This window comes from Aliifodinibius sp. S!AR15-10 (genome assembly GCF_031569985.1).
GTDB lineage: Bacteria > Bacteroidota > Rhodothermia > Balneolales > Balneolaceae > JAMQKA01.
In genome coordinates this window covers 1-15355 of sequence record NZ_JAMQKA010000078.1, presented here as the reverse complement: position 1 = coordinate 15355, position 15355 = coordinate 1, and the positions used below count along the sequence as shown (strand labels likewise).

Here is a 15355-nt window from a genome sequence, read left to right as displayed (position 1 = left end):
GTATATAAAAACACCTAATAACTTCGAGTCTGCCTCCCGGCCGTTTTTTAAATCGTCAATCAATCGAAATCAATCAACGGGTCGCACTATGCGATTACCTGTCTGTCTCATTACGAAAAAGAACAAAAAATAATGCCTTGGATGTCGCTTAAAAATCTATTTGCTTTGCCCTTCATCCAAGGCGCTCCAATGATAAGGGATAATTAACTACGTGTCAACAAATAATTAAAGTTTCTCGGATATTTTTTGGCACGCTACAGATCAATAAATAATCTACTCTTCCTCGTCAGCTGAAGTTTTCTCTTCACCTTTTGAGTCTTCTACTTCCTGATCCTGCTTAGCTTGCTTTTTAGGATCTTCATTAGTGGTATCTTCAGCCTTGGCTGTTTCCTCTTCCGCTTCTTTCTCTTTACTCTTGGTCTCTGTTGTAGAGGTTGGCTTGTTTGATTTACCTGCACGTCGAGTTCGTTTTTTACTGGAACTCTGCTCAGGTTTAATATCATTATAATCAACCAATTCAATGACAGCCTGCTCTGCCCCATCACCCTTACGGAAACCAGCTTTAATAATCCTGGTATAACCTCCGGGTCGATCCAAAGCCTTCTGGGCTACCTCTTCAAAGAGATGCGACACAGCCTCTTTATCCTGCAGCTTGCCAAAGACTTGTCTCCGGTTGTGAGACGTGTCCTCTTTTGCCCGTGTAATAATCGGTTCTACGTGCTTTCTGAGCTCCTTAGCCTTGGATAGTGTCGTTACTATCCTGTGCTCTTTTATTAGAGCTACAGATAGAGCCTGCAGGGTCGCTTTCCTGTGAGAAACATCACGACCAAGTCTTTTTCCTCTAACTAAATGACGCATTGTTCAAAAATCCTTTATTACTTATCCAAATATTTTGATGTATCCATGCCGAAGTGGAGATTTTTATCTTCAATAACCTCAACAAGTTCGGCCAGAGATTTTTTACCAAAGTTGCGGAACTTGAGCAAATCTTGCTCATCACGCTCAACCAGCTCCCCAATGGTATTGATATTTGCCGATTTAAGACAGTTGTAGGACCTAACACTCAAATTGAGATCCTCTATACTGGTCTTCAGCAAGTTCGTAATTCGTTGCTTCTCGGCATCAACCTCTTCTTCTTCCTGAGTGAAAGGCTCTTCAATTTTTTCAGTAATAAATCTGTCTACATGCTCACCGAGTATCTTGCCTGCAATGGTAAGAGCCTCTTTCGCATTAATTGATCCATCGGTTGTCACGTTCATGATCAGCTTCTCGTAGTCAGTACGCTGACCTACCCGCACATTTTCGACATCATACTGTACCTGCTTGATCGGAGTATAGATTGCATCAATCGGAATCAGGTTAACATCATCTTCACTGTCGATATTTTGCTCTTCCGACGGGACATATCCACGCCCCCGACCTACGCGCAACTCTATTTCCAGATCAGCATCTTCTGCACAGTGAGCAATAACTTGATCCGGGTTTAATACGTCAAAATCTGCAGTAGCATCGTCAATATCCTGGGCGGTGAAAACTCCCTCACCACTTTTTGAGATATGGATCACTCCACTATTTTGCTCTACTGATTTGAACCGGACCTCTTTGAGATTGAGGATAATTTCATAAACATCCTCTTTAACTCCTTTGATGCTGGAGTATTCGTGCTCAACACCATTGATTTTCACAGCATTAATAGCGATTCCAGGCAACGATGAGAGAAGGATACGTCGAAACGAGTTTCCTATTGTAACGCCAAAGCCTCTTTCAAGGGGTTGCAGAATAAATGTACCAAATGTATCATTTGATTCTTCAACCTCGAGGGCCTCAGGCATTTGAATGCTATAGTTACTCATAATAGGCTAAATACTTTAATAGTTTACAAAGTTTACTTGGAGTAGAGCTCAACAATCAGCTGTACATTTATATTTTCAGGAATTTCCTCCATTGAGGGGTAGTTCAAAAACTTCCCTGATTTGGCTTTTTTATCAATCTCCAGCCATTTGTACTTACTTGTTGGGCTGTGTGCAAGAGAATCTTCGATAATCTCAAGATTTCTTGATTTGGGTCGTACCGATACCACATCTCCAGTTTTCATGTGGTATGAGGGGATATTCACAATTTCCCCATTAACTGCAATATGCTTGTGGCTCACCAACTGCCGGGCCTGGCGACGCGTCCTGGCCATACCCAAACGGTATACAGTGTTATCCAATCGGCTCTCAAGATATTGAAGCAAGATTTCACCGGTTACACCATCTTTTGCGTTCGCTTTTTTAAACAGGTTGGAGAATTGTTTTTCCAGCAGACCATAAGTGTATTTGGCCTTCTGCTTCTCCTCAAGCTGAATCGCATATTCTGATTTCCGTGAATATCGAGACCGTCCGTGCTCACCTGGTCCGTAAGGCTTTCTTTCCAATGCCTTACTGGGTCCAAAAATCGGCTCCCGAAATCTTCTTGCTTTCTTCTGTTTAGGACCTCTGTATCGTGCCATTTCTTAAATTGTGAATTAGGTATATTAACATTTTGAATCGTTCCAGTTGTCTTGATAAGTCAGTACAACTACTAATCCAAAATCGAGAATTAAAGATTATTTAAACTCTACGACGTTTAGGTGGTCGGCAACCGTTGTGTGGTATCGGAGTTCTGTCTTTAATAGTAGTAATCTCCAAACCACTTGTTGCAAGTGCCCTGATAGCAGATTCACGTCCTGAACCGGGCCCCTTTACAAAAACTTCCACTCTCCGGAGCCCCATTTCATATGCCGCAGTTGCAGCAGTTTCAGCACTCAATTGGGCAGCGTACGGAGTATTCTTTCGGGATCCCTTAAATCCTTCTTTACCTGCCGATGACCATGAAAGTGCGTTACCATCGGCATCTGTCACCGTTACGATGACATTATTGAAGGTAGCCTTTATAAAGGCCATACCATTAGGATCGGAAACCTGCTTTTTACGTTTTTTCTTAGCTGAAGGTCGTTGTCGCTTTGCCATATTTTATAACTGTTAATGTATTACGTCTTTGGAGCTTTCTTCTTACCGGCAACAGTTCTGCGTTTACCCTTTCGAGTACGTGCATTCGTCTGGGTCCGTTGGCCCCGTACCGGAAGCCCCTTGCGATGGCGGCTTCCGCGATAGGAACCAATTTCAATCAATCGACGAATATTCTGGTTAACTTCAGTGCGCAGTGCACCTTCCACCTTATATTCGTTGTCGATTTTTTTCCGCAGATCAGCGACCTGTTCATCAGTCCAGTCTACCACTTTGGTACTGCGATCAATTCCCACCTCATCTAAAATATCCTGAGCTGTGGACCGACCGATACCATAAATATAGGTAAGACCTATTTCGCCGCGTTTTTCCTTGGGTAAATCAATTCCAGCAATTCTTGCCATAAATCTATTCTGTTTTATCCTTGCCGCTGTTTGTGACGAGGGTTCTTCTTGTTAATTACATATACGCGTCCATTTCGGCGTACAATTTTATCGTCTGGACTTCGCTTTTTTACTGAGGACTTAGTCTTCATTGTATTGACTATAGTTTTTAATTCAACTTCTACTTATATCGATAAGTAATACGACCTTTGGATAGGTCATATGGTGACATCTCCACAGCGACACGATCGCCAGGGAGAATTTTAATATAGTGCATTCTCATTTTGCCAGATACATGAGCCAATATCTCATGACCATTATCCAGTTCCACACGGAACTGGGCATTTGGCAATGCTTCAATTATTTCTCCGTCCTGTTTAATAGGCTCTTCTTTAGCCATGAATTCCTGCTGCTATTCGATTTTTGGTTATCTCTCTAATATAATCAAACGTACTTAGAATTTCAGCCTTTCCTTCGCGAACCACAATATCGTGTTCGTAGTGGGCTGCAATACTTCCGTCGGCGGTTTTAACCGTCCAGCCATCTTCTTGGGTTTGAACTTTCCAATTACCCAATGTAACCATCGGCTCAATGGCTAATGTCATTCCCGACCGAAGTCGTTCACCCCGCCCCGCTTTTCCAAAGTTTGGGACGGAAGGATCTTCATGAAGCGACTTTCCCAAGCCGTGGCCAACAAGGTCTCGGACGACACCGTATCCCTGCTCTTCACAATGTAACTGCACGGCATTAGAAATATCGCCAATTTTGTTACCATGTATCGCTTGCTCAATCCCTTTGTACAGGGACTCAAGCGTTGTTCTCAACAATTTCAAAGTCTCTTCTTCACACTCGCCAACGGCAAATGTGTAAGCATGGTCTCCAAAGAATCCGTCCTTTTCGACCCCACAGTCAATGGAAACAATATCACCTTCACTTAACGTGCGAGATTCACTTGGGATTCCGTGAACAACCTCATCATTTAGGGAAATACACAATGTTGCCGGAAACTCATTTCCTTTCGGCCCATACCCTTTGAAAGCGGGTGTCCCATTGTGTTTTTGGATGAAATCCTCTGCTATCCGATCAAGTTTAGCCGTGGAAACGCCCGGCTCAATATGTTTTGCGACCTCAGCCAGTGTTCGCGAAACCAACTGTGCGCTTTCACGCATCTTGTCAATTTCGGATTCGCTTTTCAGGAAAATCATCCCGCCCTGCGCCTTCCTTTGATTTTACCGGATTTCATAAATCCATCGTAATGACGCATCATCAGATGGCTTTCAATTTGCTGCAGCGTATCGATTGCAACCCCCACGATAATTAACAAACTAGTTCCGCCGTAGAACATGGCAAATCCAGGTGTTACTCCAAGTCGGGCAGCAAACGCGGGCATGATTGCTATGAATCCCAGGAATATTGCTCCTGGAAGGGTCACTTTGGTCAAAATATTGTCAATAAACTCTACTGTTTGTTTACCAGGTCGAACTCCTGGAATAAATCCACCCTGTCGCTTCATAGTATCGGCCATCTCTCTGGGATTGACCGAGATAGCGGTGTAAAAGTAGGTGAAGAATACGCAAATGATAAAGAATATGATCGAGTAGGTCACGCCAGTGAAATCAGCTGACCATGCGGTCAACATTTGAACAGTGGCGTTATTCGGGAAGAAGGTGCCGATTGTGCTTGGAATAAACATAATAGACTGAGCAAAAATAATCGGCATAACTCCAGCAGCATTCACCTTCAGGGGCAGATACTGGGTTGTTCCACCATATACCTTTCTTCCAACAACTCGTTTGGCATACTGAACAGGAATTTTGCGAACTCCCTGCGTAAGCAGCACACAAAATGCAATTACCAAAAGCAGTGCTGCAATCTCTACAATAAAGATGATCAGGTTGCTCTTGGTTGTAAATTCATTAATAACATTGGTCGGTAGTGCTGCGATAATACCTACCATAATGATGATGGAAATACCATTTCCAATTCCGCGGTCAGAGATTCGCTCACCGAGCCACATTACAAATGTTGTTCCTGCAGTAAGAATAATCATGGAAGTAAGTATAAACGTCATGTTACTCACTACAATGGCATTTGGAGAAGTAGCCATCAGGTTAATTGAAAAACCGATCGATTGTACTAACGTAATACCCACCGTACCATATCGGGTAAGCCTGTTAATCTTACGTCGGCCATCCTCTCCTTCTCGCTGTAATTTTTGGAAGTACGGAACAACGGCCCCCATCAACTGAATGATAATGGCTGCCGTAATGTAGGGCATAATTCCCAAAGCAAACACACCAGCCCGGGCGAAAGCCCCTCCAACGAACATATCGAACAACCCAAGCAAGCTGGAGGCATTTCCAGTTTGTTGAGTTAGTTGAGATGCATCGATTCCCGGCAGGGTTACATAACTACCAATACGATACACCATGAGAATCCCGAGAACGTACAGGATACGATCACGCAGATCCTCAATCTTAAATATATTTCGAAAATTTTCGATTATACTCATTAGCTGCTGTGACTCTGGTAAGTTTAATTAGTTTTCTACAATCGTAACTGATCCACCGGCGTCCTCAATCTTCTTTTTAGCCGATTTACTTGCAGCATGAACTTCAATATCCACTTTCGTTTCAATTTTGCCCCGGCCAAGTAGCTTGACAAGATCAGACTTGCCAATGACACCAGCTGACCGAAGATCAGAAATCGTTACCTTTTTATCCAGTTTTCCAAGACCAATAAAACCATCAAGCGTATCTACATTCAACGCTTCATAATCGGTGCGGAAGGGATTATTAAAACCGAATTTTGGGACACGACGCTGAAGTGGCATCTGTCCACCTTCAAACCAAAATTTTTCCTTGTGTCCGCTCCTGGCTTTCTGTCCGTTGTGTCCTTTACCCACAGTATGACCACCATAACCAGAACCTTGCCCACGTCCAATACGCTTCTTATTCTTTTTATTGGGCTTTGGCGCTTTTAAATTACTTAAATCCATAAGATTCAATCAGTTAGATTCTTTGCGTTTATCCTTCAAATACTTTTTCAAGCGAAACACCTCGTCGCTGGGCAACTTCAACCGGGTCAACCAACTCTTTCAAAGCATTGTAAGTTGCTTTCACCATATTGTGCGGATTGGAGGATCCAATCGATTTAGTCAAAATATTCTTGACGCCAGCAATATCAAGCAGTGCTTTGACCGGTCCCCCAGCAATTACACCAGTACCTTCGGAGGCGGGACGAAGCAGAACTTCTCCAGCTCCCTCTTTACCAGTAATGGTGTGGTATATACTACCAGTTCTGGTCATCGGAACTTTAATGAGGTTCTTTTTTGCGTTGTCGAATCCTTTCTGGATTGCATCAGAGACCTCGTTGGCTTTCCCGAGTCCATGGCCCACGACCCCATCTTTATTTCCAACTACCACAATGGCGTTGAAACTAAAACGGCGCCCACCTTTAACTACTTTAGAGACACGGTTAATGTGTACCAGCTTTTCCTCTAAATTCAGGTTAGCTGGTTTAATATTATGTCTTTTCTTGATCTTCTTTGGCATAATGTTAAATCGTTTTTAAAAGTCTAAACCTGCTTCTCGTGCTCCTTCAGCCAGAGACTTGATTACACCGTGGTATTTATACCCACTTCGGTCAAATACAACTTTGTTGATTCCTTTTTCCTGGGCCAGTTTCGCCAGATGCGCTCCGACGACTTTTGCACCTTCTGACTTCGTTTTGTCTTTCAGCTCACTTTCAATGGCATCCGTTTGTGTAGATGCAGTAGCAAGCGTATGACTATCACGATCATCAATCAACTGGGCATATACATGCTTGTTACTCTTGTAGATGCTCAACCGTGGACGTTTTGAAGTTCCACGAATAGTCGACCGAATACGGCGACGTATTTTATTTCGTCGTTCTGTCTTTTTCTTATTCTTTTCCATTGTTCAATTTCTATGCACCTTTAGCAGCAGATTTACCAGCTTTGCGTCGTACCCACTCGTCTTCGTAACGAACGCCTTTGCCTTTATAGGGCTCTGGCGGACGAAGGGATCGGATCTTTGCTGAAACCTGTCCGACTAATTCTTTATTTATTCCAGAAACAATGATTAATGGGTTCTTCTTGGATTTGGTATCCACTTCAATATCGATACCATCCGGGGGAACGAAATAAATGGGATGTGAGAATCCCAGGTTCAGTTCCAGCACACCACCGTTAAAAGCGGCCCGGTAACCAACCCCAATAATCTCTAATTTCTTTTGATATCCATCGGTAACACCGGTTACCATATTAGCAATCAATGAACGGTATAGACCGTGCAATGACCGCACTTCTTTGACTTCCGAGTTACGGGTGAGTACAATCTCACCATCTTGTTTTTCAACAGTAATGCTGGGATCAACTTTGACAGAATCGCTGCCCTTTTTCCCTTTAATGGTAACTACATTATCGGCATCAATGCTGAATTCAACATTATCTTGTAATGAAATCGGTTGTTGTCCGATACGTGACATAGCGCTTCAAACTTTATTGATTAATAAACTGAACAGAGAATTTCACCGCCAACATGCAACTTACGGGCCTCTTTATCGGTCATGACGCCACGGGAGGTTGAAAGTATTACAACTCCCAGTCCATTCAGGGCTCTTGGTATACTGTCTGCATCGGTGTACAGTCGAAGTCCCGGTTTAGATTTACGTTTCATGTTTTTAATAACCGGTTGACCGTAGGCATCATACTTGAGGAAGATGCGTAACAGCCCCTGCTTTCCGTCATCAATGTTAATGTATCTCTGTATATATCCTTTATCTAAAAGGATTTTTGTAATCGCACGTTTCAACTTTGAGGCGGGGATGTCTACACGACGATGCCCGGCTTGTTGAGCGTTGCGAATTCGTGCTAAATAATCTGCTACTGGATCAGACATAAGTTTCTAAATTACTGTGTTACCAACTTGCCTTTCGAACGCCAGGTATCTTTCCATCGAGGGCCAATTCACGAAACTTGATTCGTGAGACACCATATTTGCGGATGAAACCACGTGAACGTCCCGTTAAACTGCAACGGTTGTTTTGCCGTGTTGGACTAGAGTTCCGGGGAAGCTTTTGGAGCTCTTCCCATTTACCCTCTTCCTTGAGCTTCTGACGCTTATCTTTGTACTTCTCGTAAAGTTCTTTTCGCTTTTTATTGCGAGCTATCCATGCTTTCTTAGCCATAATAGTAGGATGCTTTTGGAGTTAATTTCGTTTGACAAATGGCATTCCGAACCCTTTCAACAGGGCGTATGCTTCCTCATCAGTTTCTGCAGTCGTAACAAACGTGATATCCATTCCATGCACCAAGTCGACATCATCGGTGTTAATTTCAGGGAAAATAGTGTGTTCCTTAATACCGAGTGTATAGTTACCACGACCATCAAAGCTCTTATCTGGTACACCCTGGAAATCACGAGTTCGCGGCAGTGCCAGGTTAATCAGTCGGTCAAGGAACTCAAACATGATGCGTTTACGCAGTGTTACCTTGCAACCGATCGGCATTCCCTGCCGCAGCTTAAAATTTGAGATCGACTTTTTGGATCGGGTTTTAACCGGCTGTTGTCCTGTGATTTTAGCCATGTTGTTAACAACCGTGTCGAGTACTTTCTCATTTTCGACAGCATCACCCACACCAGCGTTAATTACGATCTTAACAAGTTTGGGTACCGCCATAATATTGTCGTACCCAAAACCCTCCTTAAGCTGGGGAATAATTTCTTCTTTGTACTGTGTACTTAATCTTGCTTCAGCCATTACTTTCTAAAACTCTTAATTGTCTATGATTTCACCACTTGTTTTCGCATATCGCACCCAACGTCCGCCGCCATCTTCTTCAATACGCTTGCGGCCAATCCGTGTCGGTTCTCCGGAGTTAGGATCAATCACCATTACGTTGGATATGTGCACAGGGGCTTCACGTTCAATTCGTCCACCCTGTGGATTCTGTTGACTGGGCTTGTCGTGATGAACGCGCATATTGATACCCTCTACAAGGACTCGATCCTTCTTCGGGAATACCGCCAATACGCGTCCTTCTTTGCCCTTGTCATTTCCGGCTATGACTTTAACGTCATCGCCTTTTTTAACATGTAATTTCTTCTTTTTTCTGCTAGACATAATTCAACAAGTTTTTAGAGTACTTCAGGAGCAAGTGAGACAATACGCATGAAATTGCGTTCGCGGAGCTCTCGGGCAACGGGGCCAAAAATTCGTGTCCCCACTGGCTCGTTCTCCTTATTAATGATAACGGCCGCATTTTCATCAAAGCGGATATAGCTGCCGTCACGTCTTCGCAATTCCTTCTTGGTCCGTACAACAACAGCTGTTACTACTTCCCCCTTTTTAACATTTCCTCCCGGTATTGCCGTTTTCACGGAACAGGAGATCAAATCTCCGACACGGGCGTAACGTTTGCGGGAATCACCCAGCACTTTAATACACTGCAGCTTTCGGGCGCCGCTGTTGTCTGCCACATTTAATACTGTTTGAATCTGTACCATTGTTGCTTCCTAGAAATATTTTTCGCTGATTAAGCAGATTGATTATTCGTGACAAAACCTGCCATCAGGCTAATCAGTTCAATCTGTAGTTTATTTGGCGCGTTGAAGGATCTCTACCAGTCGCCAGGTCTTACGCTTGGAAAGAGGGCGTGTAGACATAATGTGTACTTTGTCCCCCACATTCGCCTCATTTTTCTCATCGTGTGCCATATATTTCGTCGTTTTGGTGATGAACTTCCCATAAATAGGGTGCTTCACCTGACGATCAACCGCAACAGTAATACTTTTGTCCATACTGTCGCTAACAACGCGACCGGTTCGTTCTCTTCTTTGTGCTCGTTCAGTCTGTGCCATATAACTTTTCCTTACTCAGTATCTTCTGATCGGGATTCTTCATTTTCCATTTCATGGATGACGGTCTTCAATCGGGCAATTTCCCGTTTGGTCATCCTAATTCGTGCCGGATTCTCAAGCTGCCCTGCTACTGCTTTGTTAAACTGCATATCTTTCAGAGCCTCCTGCTCATCATTGAGACGAGCCTTGAGTTCGGTCACGGTCAAATCTCTCATTTCATGTGCTTTCATACTCAGTACACTCCTTTTGATTAAGGTCCGTCGTAGTCGCGACGAACAATAAATTTTGTTTTAATCGGCAGTTTATGAGAAGCTCTTCGGAATGCTTCATGAGCGCGTTCTTCAGAAACACCGGCTATTTCAAACAAAATTCGCCCCGGTTTTACCACAGCAACATACTTCTCGACGGCTCCTTTACCTTTACCCATGCGTGTTTCAGCAGGCTGGGCAGTTTTGGGCATATCGGGAAATATGCGAATCCAGGTTTGTCCATCGCGCTGCAACGTTCGAGCAATGGTAATTCGGCAGGATTCAATCTGTCGGGAGGTGATATACTTGGGTTCCAAGGCTTTGAGCCCAAAATCACCAAACGCTAATGTATGGCCGCGTTGTGCAGTGCCTTTCAGGCTTCTGCGATGCTGTCTGCGGCGGCGTACCTGTTTTGGTTCTAACATGATTCTAACCTATGCTAAATTTCCTAGTTATTGCTTCTGCTTCGTCGGCGATTTCGTCGTGAGCGTCGTTTTCCTCCGCCACGTCGTGATCGTGACTGTTGCTCTTGCTGTTCATGAGCATCACCAGGTGTCAGTTCAATATCACCCAGTATTTCTCCTTTAAAAATCCAAACGGTAACACCAATTGATCCGTAAATGGTGTTGGCCGTTGATTTATGATAATCGATATCGGCACGGAGCGTATGCAGGGGAATTCGTCCCTCCTTGTACTGCTCTGTACGCGCCATTTCTGCTCCTCCCAAGCGACCCGCGCATCGAATCTTGATGCCCTTGGCGCCCATACGCATTGCTGAGGAGATCGCGGTCTTCATTGCACGCCGGAAAGAAATTCGCGCTTCCAGCTGTTGGGCAATGTTTTGCGATACCAAACTGGCATCCGTCTCAGGTCGTTTAATCTCGCTTACATTAATCTGAACTTCCTTATTGGTAATGGCCTTCAACTCTTCACGAAGCAGTTCAATCTGCTCTCCGCCTTTACCAATAATGACGCCCGGACGGCTTGTTTTAAGAGTAAGAAGAATTCGTTTAGGAGTTCGTTCAATAATTACGCGAGACAATCCGCCATTCCGCAGTCGCGTATGGAGATACTCACGCAGTTTTGTGTCTTCATAGAGTATTTCCGGCTCATTTTCTTCAGAATACCAGTTGGAATCCCAACCGCGAATAATACCGAGCCGTAAACCTACTGGATGTGTTTTTTGTCCCAAGGTATTTCCTGTCTTTATTCGTTAATCAATTCTTCTTCTTTGGTACCAACTACCACCGTAATGTGGCTCATACGCTTTCGTATCTGGTGAGCACGTCCCATTGGTGCCGGTTGAATGCGCTTCAACGTTGGCCCTTCATCAACATAAATTTCTTTGATGTACAACTCATTATTTTCAGGACGTACCTCCTGGAACTTATCACGAACATTGGCAGCAGCCGATTTGATCACTTTAGCAACATCCGGTGCTGATCCTTTCTTGATAAACTCCAGCTTTTTCAGTGCTTTTGCGACATTTTCACCCCGCACGGCATCAACAACCAATCGTACTTTACGCGGTGATTTCCGCAAATATTTTTGCACTGCTCGTGCTTCTATTTTCGTTTCTTCCGCCATTGTTTAAAATCCTTATCGTTTAACTGCTGCTTTTTCTGCTTTTTTAACCGGATGTCCCCGGAAAGTACGTGTAGGAGCAAACTCACCTAACTTGTGCCCCACCATGTTGTCAGAAACGTACACCGGTATAAACTGTTTCCCGTTGTGTACGGCGAATGTCAATCCCACAAAATCGGGAGTTATCATTGAGCTGCGTGACCAAGTTTTGATGACATTTTTTTTACCACTTTCATTCATCTCATCAACTTTGCGCTGCAGCTTGTAATATACGTAAGGTCCTTTGCGTAGTGATCTTGGCATAATACTTATTTCTTAGATTTCTTTCGGCTACGAACAATGTAGCGATCTGAAAGCTTTCTACGTTTACGAGTTTTTTTACCCTTAGAAGATTGCCCCCATGGTGAACGCGGGTGTCCACCTGAAGCTTTTCCTTCACCACCACCCATTGGGTGATCAATTGGGTTCATTGCTACACCACGAGTTGTTGGTCGCTTTCCTTTCCACCGATTACGACCGGCTTTACCCAATGTAGCGTTAAAATGCTCGGGGTTGCTGGTTGCTCCAACTGTTGCATAGCACCTGCCCAATATCATGCGAACTTCACCGGATGGAAGCTTAACTGTCACGTAGCGATCAGTTTTTGCTACCATCTGGGCTTGGGTTCCCGCGCTACGGCACAACTGCCCGCCCTGCCCGGGATGTAACTCAATATTATAAATAAATGTACCAGGCGGCATGTTCTTCATGGGCAATGCATTACCGACATCCGGTTCCACATTTTCACCACTGATAAGCGTTTGACCAACTTCAACATTTTGTGGTGCAATGATATATCGTTTTTCACCATCGGCATAAGCAAGCAGTGCAATGCGAGCAGATCGATTGGGATCATACTCAATAGTCTGCACTTTAGCAGGGATATCTGCTTTATCGCGCTTAAAATCAATTTGGCGATAACGCCGCTTATGACCACCGCCACGATGGCGAGTTGTCATACGTCCCTGTTTGTTACGGCCGCCAGTGTTGCTCTTACCTTTTACAAGGCTTTTAACCGTTGGCTTACTTACCGTAATATCATCGAACTTCGGTTCAATCCTGTGCCGAGAGCCCGGTGTATTTGGTTTTATTTTCTTATTTGGCATTGATCTGTGCTATCTTAAATTTCGCTGAAAAAGTCGATTTCACCTTCTTTTAATGTCACAATAGCTTTCTTCCAAACTTTTGATCGTCCCTGTACGTAACCGCTCCGCGTGAAGCGTCCTTTCGGCTTGGAAGGCATAATCATAGTATTAATCTTGCCTACCTTTACTTCAGGGTACCGATCCTCAACAGCTTGTTTGATATCACTTTTGGAAGCGTACTTATCCACAACAAAAGCATATTTACCGTCAAACTGGTCTTTGGTAGATTTTTCGGTGATATATGGTTGTTTTAAAACGTCTTTCATTACGCAGCCTCCTCACTAGCGGTTGGTTCTACAGATTCTTGCAGTACATCAACTGCACTTTCCTGGATAATCAATACATCGGCATACATGATTTCGTACGTAGTCGGCTTGTCTGCTTCAAGCACTTCCACCTCAGGAATATTGCGAGCTGATTTAAAAAGATTGACATCCGTTTCGGCCGTCAGAATAAGAACCTTTTTTTCATCCAGCTCAAGTGTTGAGATTAAGTCTGCAACACGACTGGTTTTGGGTTCCTCAAACTCAAGATCTTCAACAACCCGGATTGCCTCCTCAGCTGCTTTTTGAGAAAGTGCGGACTTTCGGGCCAATCGACGCATTTTCTTGGTCATTTTGACCTCGTATTTACGAGGCTTGGGACCGAAAACCGTTCCTCCACCCTTCAGCAGTGGAGACCGAATAGAACCACGTCGGGCCATACCGGTACCTTTCTGGCGATACGCTTTTCTACCACCGCCGCGTACTTCACTTCGTTCTTTCGTTTTTGCCGTACCCTGGCGTTGATGAGCCAGGTAGCGACGTACATCCTCATAAACAACGGTTTCATTAGGTTCGATGTCAAAAATCGAATCCCGAAGGTCAACCTCACTACCGGCGTCTTGCCCGTCTTTATTAAATATTGATAATTTCATCTCGACGATTTATCAACTATCGGTTATAAATTTCTACAACTCTTCCATTTGGGCCGGGTACTGATCCGGTTACCATAATCATATTCGATTCAGGAAGAATTTTTGCAACTGTAAGATTCTTAATCTTGGCTCGCTCATTACCAGAACGACCAGCCATCTTAATTCCTTTAAAAACTCGTGCAGGATCTGAAGCCTGTCCAATGGAACCAGGATGTCGTTGTCGGTCATGCTGTCCATGTGTGGCCTCACCCACCCCGGAAAAACCGTGACGTTTAACGACACCGGTAAATCCACGACCTTTTGTGACTCCGACAACATCTACACTGCTGCCTACGGTAAATATATCTTCAATATTAAGTTCATCACCGAGCTCCAGCCCTTCAGTATCAAAGCCCTTGAATTCCTTCACATACTCTTTGGGCGATGTTCCTGCTTTTTCAAAATGACCAATCACTTGCTTGCTGACATTTTTTGCCTTCTTATCAAAAGCGGCAAGCTGAACAGCCTCATACCCGTCAGTTTCTTCCGTCTTGATCTGGGTAACAACACAAGGCTCAACCTCAATGACAGTAACGGCAAAGTTTCTGCCATCAGCGTCATACATGTTGGTCATTCCAATTTTTTTACCTATTAAACCACTCATTGTGCTATCTATCTAGGCGTTTACACTTTAATTTCTACATCCACACCAGAGGGTAACTCCAGCTTCATCAATGCATCTACAGTTTGTGAACCGGTAGAAAGGATATCAATCAATCGCTTGTGCGATCGATACTCAAACTGCTCACGTGACTTCTTGTTAACATGAACAGACCGGTTAACCGTAATGATATTCTTCTTGGTAGGCAGTGGTATCGGTCCTGATACTACTGCTCCCGTAGACTTTACCGTCTGAATGATCTTTTCAGCCGATTTATCGATCAGATTATGATCGTACGACTTTAGCTTGATTCTTATTTTCTGTTGTGTTGCCACAGTAATTCAGTTTTTCTTTCAAAGCAACGGCCGTCAGTTGGACGGCCGTCAGCTCTTCAATTCGTTTATTCAATAATTTCACTTACCACGCCGGCTCCCACGGTGCGCCCGCCCTCGCGGATCGCAAACCGAAGCCCTTCTTCCATCGCTACCGGCTGGATCAGGGTCACCGTCATGCTGACGTTGTCGCCCGG

At 44.1% G+C, this 15355-nt stretch carries 29 protein-coding genes and 1 pseudogene; all 30 read right to left on the bottom strand.

Annotated elements, in window-relative coordinates:
* Positions 1-273: 273 nt before the first annotated feature.
* Positions 274-858 carry a 50S ribosomal protein L17 gene (rplQ, locus tag NC796_RS26945; RefSeq protein WP_409070425.1) on the bottom strand — a complete coding sequence of 195 codons (585 nt, stop codon included), beginning with the start codon at positions 856-858 and terminating at the stop codon, positions 274-276.
* Positions 859-875: 17 nt separating this feature from the next.
* Positions 876-1853 carry a DNA-directed RNA polymerase subunit alpha gene (locus tag NC796_RS25720; protein ID WP_310688689.1) on the bottom strand — a complete coding sequence of 326 codons (978 nt, stop codon included), beginning with the start codon at positions 1851-1853 and terminating at the stop codon, positions 876-878.
* A gap of 32 nt (positions 1854-1885) precedes the next feature.
* On the bottom strand, positions 1886-2491 hold the full coding sequence (gene rpsD / locus NC796_RS25715) for a 30S ribosomal protein S4 (protein ID WP_310688688.1): 606 nt from the start codon (positions 2489-2491) through the stop codon (positions 1886-1888).
* Positions 2492-2591: 100 nt separating this feature from the next.
* Entirely contained in the window at positions 2592-2990 is a 399-nt protein-coding gene (gene rpsK / locus NC796_RS25710; protein ID WP_310688687.1) for a 30S ribosomal protein S11, read from the bottom strand.
* Between the two features lie 20 nt (positions 2991-3010).
* Positions 3011-3391, bottom strand: coding sequence for a 30S ribosomal protein S13 (gene rpsM, locus NC796_RS25705; RefSeq protein WP_310688686.1), 381 nt, complete (start codon positions 3389-3391; stop codon positions 3011-3013).
* A 14-nt stretch (positions 3392-3405) separates the two neighbouring features.
* On the bottom strand, positions 3406-3522 hold the full coding sequence (gene rpmJ / locus NC796_RS25700; protein ID WP_310688685.1) for a 50S ribosomal protein L36: 117 nt from the start codon (positions 3520-3522) through the stop codon (positions 3406-3408).
* Positions 3523-3551: 29 nt separating this feature from the next.
* A complete protein-coding gene (infA, locus tag NC796_RS25695; RefSeq protein WP_165143897.1) occupies positions 3552-3770 on the bottom strand; it encodes a translation initiation factor IF-1 in 219 nt (72 codons plus the stop codon).
* The gene (gene map, locus NC796_RS25690) at positions 3763-4575 is read right to left on the bottom strand and encodes a type I methionyl aminopeptidase (RefSeq protein WP_310688684.1); all 813 of its coding nucleotides are present in this window, start codon (positions 4573-4575) and stop codon (positions 3763-3765) included. Before map ends, infA begins: the two co-directional genes overlap by 8 nt.
* Entirely contained in the window at positions 4572-5882 is a 1311-nt protein-coding gene (gene secY / locus NC796_RS25685; RefSeq protein ID WP_310688683.1) for a preprotein translocase subunit SecY, read from the bottom strand. Before secY ends, map begins: the two co-directional genes overlap by 4 nt.
* A gap of 27 nt (positions 5883-5909) precedes the next feature.
* Complete coding sequence (gene rplO, locus NC796_RS25680; protein WP_310688682.1) at positions 5910-6368, bottom strand: 50S ribosomal protein L15; 459 nt, start codon at positions 6366-6368, stop codon at positions 5910-5912.
* A gap of 28 nt (positions 6369-6396) precedes the next feature.
* Positions 6397-6924 (bottom strand): 30S ribosomal protein S5, encoded by a 528-nt coding sequence (rpsE, locus tag NC796_RS25675; protein WP_310688681.1) that lies wholly within the window; start codon positions 6922-6924, stop codon positions 6397-6399.
* Positions 6925-6939: 15 nt separating this feature from the next.
* Positions 6940-7308 carry a 50S ribosomal protein L18 gene (gene rplR / locus NC796_RS25670; protein ID WP_310688680.1) on the bottom strand — a complete coding sequence of 123 codons (369 nt, stop codon included), beginning with the start codon at positions 7306-7308 and terminating at the stop codon, positions 6940-6942.
* A gap of 10 nt (positions 7309-7318) precedes the next feature.
* On the bottom strand, positions 7319-7879 hold the full coding sequence (gene rplF, locus NC796_RS25665; RefSeq protein WP_310688679.1) for a 50S ribosomal protein L6: 561 nt from the start codon (positions 7877-7879) through the stop codon (positions 7319-7321).
* Positions 7880-7899: 20 nt separating this feature from the next.
* Positions 7900-8292, bottom strand: coding sequence for a 30S ribosomal protein S8 (gene rpsH / locus NC796_RS25660; RefSeq protein WP_310688678.1), 393 nt, complete (start codon positions 8290-8292; stop codon positions 7900-7902).
* 19 nt (positions 8293-8311) lie between these two features.
* Positions 8312-8581 (bottom strand): 30S ribosomal protein S14, encoded by a 270-nt coding sequence (gene rpsN, locus NC796_RS25655; protein WP_310688677.1) that lies wholly within the window; start codon positions 8579-8581, stop codon positions 8312-8314.
* A gap of 21 nt (positions 8582-8602) precedes the next feature.
* Complete coding sequence (gene rplE / locus NC796_RS25650) at positions 8603-9154, bottom strand: 50S ribosomal protein L5 (RefSeq protein ID WP_310688676.1); 552 nt, start codon at positions 9152-9154, stop codon at positions 8603-8605.
* Between the two features lie 15 nt (positions 9155-9169).
* A complete protein-coding gene (gene rplX, locus NC796_RS25645) occupies positions 9170-9517 on the bottom strand; it encodes a 50S ribosomal protein L24 (protein WP_310688675.1) in 348 nt (115 codons plus the stop codon).
* 14 nt (positions 9518-9531) lie between these two features.
* Entirely contained in the window at positions 9532-9900 is a 369-nt protein-coding gene (gene rplN / locus NC796_RS25640; protein ID WP_310688674.1) for a 50S ribosomal protein L14, read from the bottom strand.
* Between the two features lie 90 nt (positions 9901-9990).
* A complete protein-coding gene (rpsQ, locus tag NC796_RS25635) occupies positions 9991-10254 on the bottom strand; it encodes a 30S ribosomal protein S17 (RefSeq protein ID WP_310688673.1) in 264 nt (87 codons plus the stop codon).
* 11 nt (positions 10255-10265) lie between these two features.
* Positions 10266-10484 (bottom strand): 50S ribosomal protein L29, encoded by a 219-nt coding sequence (gene rpmC, locus NC796_RS25630; protein ID WP_310688672.1) that lies wholly within the window; start codon positions 10482-10484, stop codon positions 10266-10268.
* A 20-nt stretch (positions 10485-10504) separates the two neighbouring features.
* Entirely contained in the window at positions 10505-10927 is a 423-nt protein-coding gene (gene rplP, locus NC796_RS25625) for a 50S ribosomal protein L16 (RefSeq protein ID WP_310688671.1), read from the bottom strand.
* A 23-nt stretch (positions 10928-10950) separates the two neighbouring features.
* Positions 10951-11694, bottom strand: coding sequence for a 30S ribosomal protein S3 (rpsC, locus tag NC796_RS25620; RefSeq protein ID WP_310688670.1), 744 nt, complete (start codon positions 11692-11694; stop codon positions 10951-10953).
* A gap of 14 nt (positions 11695-11708) precedes the next feature.
* Positions 11709-12089 (bottom strand): 50S ribosomal protein L22, encoded by a 381-nt coding sequence (rplV, locus tag NC796_RS25615; protein ID WP_409070424.1) that lies wholly within the window; start codon positions 12087-12089, stop codon positions 11709-11711.
* Positions 12090-12101: 12 nt separating this feature from the next.
* Positions 12102-12389 (bottom strand): 30S ribosomal protein S19, encoded by a 288-nt coding sequence (gene rpsS / locus NC796_RS25610; protein ID WP_310688669.1) that lies wholly within the window; start codon positions 12387-12389, stop codon positions 12102-12104.
* A 5-nt stretch (positions 12390-12394) separates the two neighbouring features.
* Positions 12395-13231, bottom strand: coding sequence for a 50S ribosomal protein L2 (gene rplB / locus NC796_RS25605; protein ID WP_310688668.1), 837 nt, complete (start codon positions 13229-13231; stop codon positions 12395-12397).
* A gap of 14 nt (positions 13232-13245) precedes the next feature.
* Complete coding sequence (gene rplW / locus NC796_RS25600) at positions 13246-13536, bottom strand: 50S ribosomal protein L23 (protein WP_310688667.1); 291 nt, start codon at positions 13534-13536, stop codon at positions 13246-13248.
* Positions 13536-14186, bottom strand: coding sequence for a 50S ribosomal protein L4 (gene rplD, locus NC796_RS25595; RefSeq protein ID WP_310688666.1), 651 nt, complete (start codon positions 14184-14186; stop codon positions 13536-13538). The genes rplW and rplD overlap by 1 nt, the downstream gene beginning before the upstream one ends.
* 16 nt (positions 14187-14202) lie before the next feature.
* On the bottom strand, positions 14203-14829 hold the full coding sequence (gene rplC, locus NC796_RS25590; protein ID WP_310688665.1) for a 50S ribosomal protein L3: 627 nt from the start codon (positions 14827-14829) through the stop codon (positions 14203-14205).
* 20 nt (positions 14830-14849) lie between these two features.
* Complete coding sequence (gene rpsJ, locus NC796_RS25585; protein ID WP_165143918.1) at positions 14850-15161, bottom strand: 30S ribosomal protein S10; 312 nt, start codon at positions 15159-15161, stop codon at positions 14850-14852.
* Between the two features lie 65 nt (positions 15162-15226).
* Positions 15227-15355 (bottom strand): annotated as a pseudogene (gene tuf / locus NC796_RS25580) (elongation factor Tu); the annotation flags it as partial.

Bases quoted from the DNA above. Each gene is read 5' to 3' on its own strand.
- rplQ (WP_409070425.1), bottom strand. From the start codon at position 858: ATGCGTCATTTAGTTAGAGGAAAAAGACTTGGTCGTGATGTTTCTCAC.
- NC796_RS25720 (WP_310688689.1), bottom strand. From the start codon at position 1,853: ATGAGTAACTATAGCATTCAAATGCCTGAGGCCCTCGAGGTTGAAGAA.
- rpsD (WP_310688688.1), bottom strand. From the start codon at position 2,491: ATGGCACGATACAGAGGTCCTAAACAGAAGAAAGCAAGAAGATTTCGG.
- rpsK (WP_310688687.1), bottom strand. From the start codon at position 2,990: ATGGCAAAGCGACAACGACCTTCAGCTAAGAAAAAACGTAAAAAGCAG.
- rpsM (WP_310688686.1), bottom strand. From the start codon at position 3,391: ATGGCAAGAATTGCTGGAATTGATTTACCCAAGGAAAAACGCGGCGAA.
- rpmJ (WP_310688685.1), bottom strand. From the start codon at position 3,522: ATGAAGACTAAGTCCTCAGTAAAAAAGCGAAGTCCAGACGATAAAATT.
- infA (WP_165143897.1), bottom strand. From the start codon at position 3,770: ATGGCTAAAGAAGAGCCTATTAAACAGGACGGAGAAATAATTGAAGCA.
- map (WP_310688684.1), bottom strand. From the start codon at position 4,575: ATGATTTTCCTGAAAAGCGAATCCGAAATTGACAAGATGCGTGAAAGC.
- secY (WP_310688683.1), bottom strand. From the start codon at position 5,882: ATGAGTATAATCGAAAATTTTCGAAATATATTTAAGATTGAGGATCTG.
- rplO (WP_310688682.1), bottom strand. From the start codon at position 6,368: ATGGATTTAAGTAATTTAAAAGCGCCAAAGCCCAATAAAAAGAATAAG.
- rpsE (WP_310688681.1), bottom strand. From the start codon at position 6,924: ATGCCAAAGAAGATCAAGAAAAGACATAATATTAAACCAGCTAACCTG.
- rplR (WP_310688680.1), bottom strand. From the start codon at position 7,308: ATGGAAAAGAATAAGAAAAAGACAGAACGACGAAATAAAATACGTCGC.
- rplF (WP_310688679.1), bottom strand. From the start codon at position 7,879: ATGTCACGTATCGGACAACAACCGATTTCATTACAAGATAATGTTGAA.
- rpsH (WP_310688678.1), bottom strand. From the start codon at position 8,292: ATGTCTGATCCAGTAGCAGATTATTTAGCACGAATTCGCAACGCTCAA.
- rpsN (WP_310688677.1), bottom strand. From the start codon at position 8,581: ATGGCTAAGAAAGCATGGATAGCTCGCAATAAAAAGCGAAAAGAACTT.
- rplE (WP_310688676.1), bottom strand. From the start codon at position 9,154: ATGGCTGAAGCAAGATTAAGTACACAGTACAAAGAAGAAATTATTCCC.
- rplX (WP_310688675.1), bottom strand. From the start codon at position 9,517: ATGTCTAGCAGAAAAAAGAAGAAATTACATGTTAAAAAAGGCGATGAC.
- rplN (WP_310688674.1), bottom strand. From the start codon at position 9,900: ATGGTACAGATTCAAACAGTATTAAATGTGGCAGACAACAGCGGCGCC.
- rpsQ (WP_310688673.1), bottom strand. From the start codon at position 10,254: ATGGCACAGACTGAACGAGCACAAAGAAGAGAACGAACCGGTCGCGTT.
- rpmC (WP_310688672.1), bottom strand. From the start codon at position 10,484: ATGAAAGCACATGAAATGAGAGATTTGACCGTGACCGAACTCAAGGCT.
- rplP (WP_310688671.1), bottom strand. From the start codon at position 10,927: ATGTTAGAACCAAAACAGGTACGCCGCCGCAGACAGCATCGCAGAAGC.
- rplV (WP_409070424.1), bottom strand. From the start codon at position 12,089: ATGGCGGAAGAAACGAAAATAGAAGCACGAGCAGTGCAAAAATATTTG.
- rpsS (WP_310688669.1), bottom strand. From the start codon at position 12,389: ATGCCAAGATCACTACGCAAAGGACCTTACGTATATTACAAGCTGCAG.
- rplB (WP_310688668.1), bottom strand. From the start codon at position 13,231: ATGCCAAATAAGAAAATAAAACCAAATACACCGGGCTCTCGGCACAGG.
- rplW (WP_310688667.1), bottom strand. From the start codon at position 13,536: ATGAAAGACGTTTTAAAACAACCATATATCACCGAAAAATCTACCAAA.
- rplD (WP_310688666.1), bottom strand. From the start codon at position 14,186: ATGAAATTATCAATATTTAATAAAGACGGGCAAGACGCCGGTAGTGAG.
- rplC (WP_310688665.1), bottom strand. From the start codon at position 14,829: ATGAGTGGTTTAATAGGTAAAAAAATTGGAATGACCAACATGTATGAC.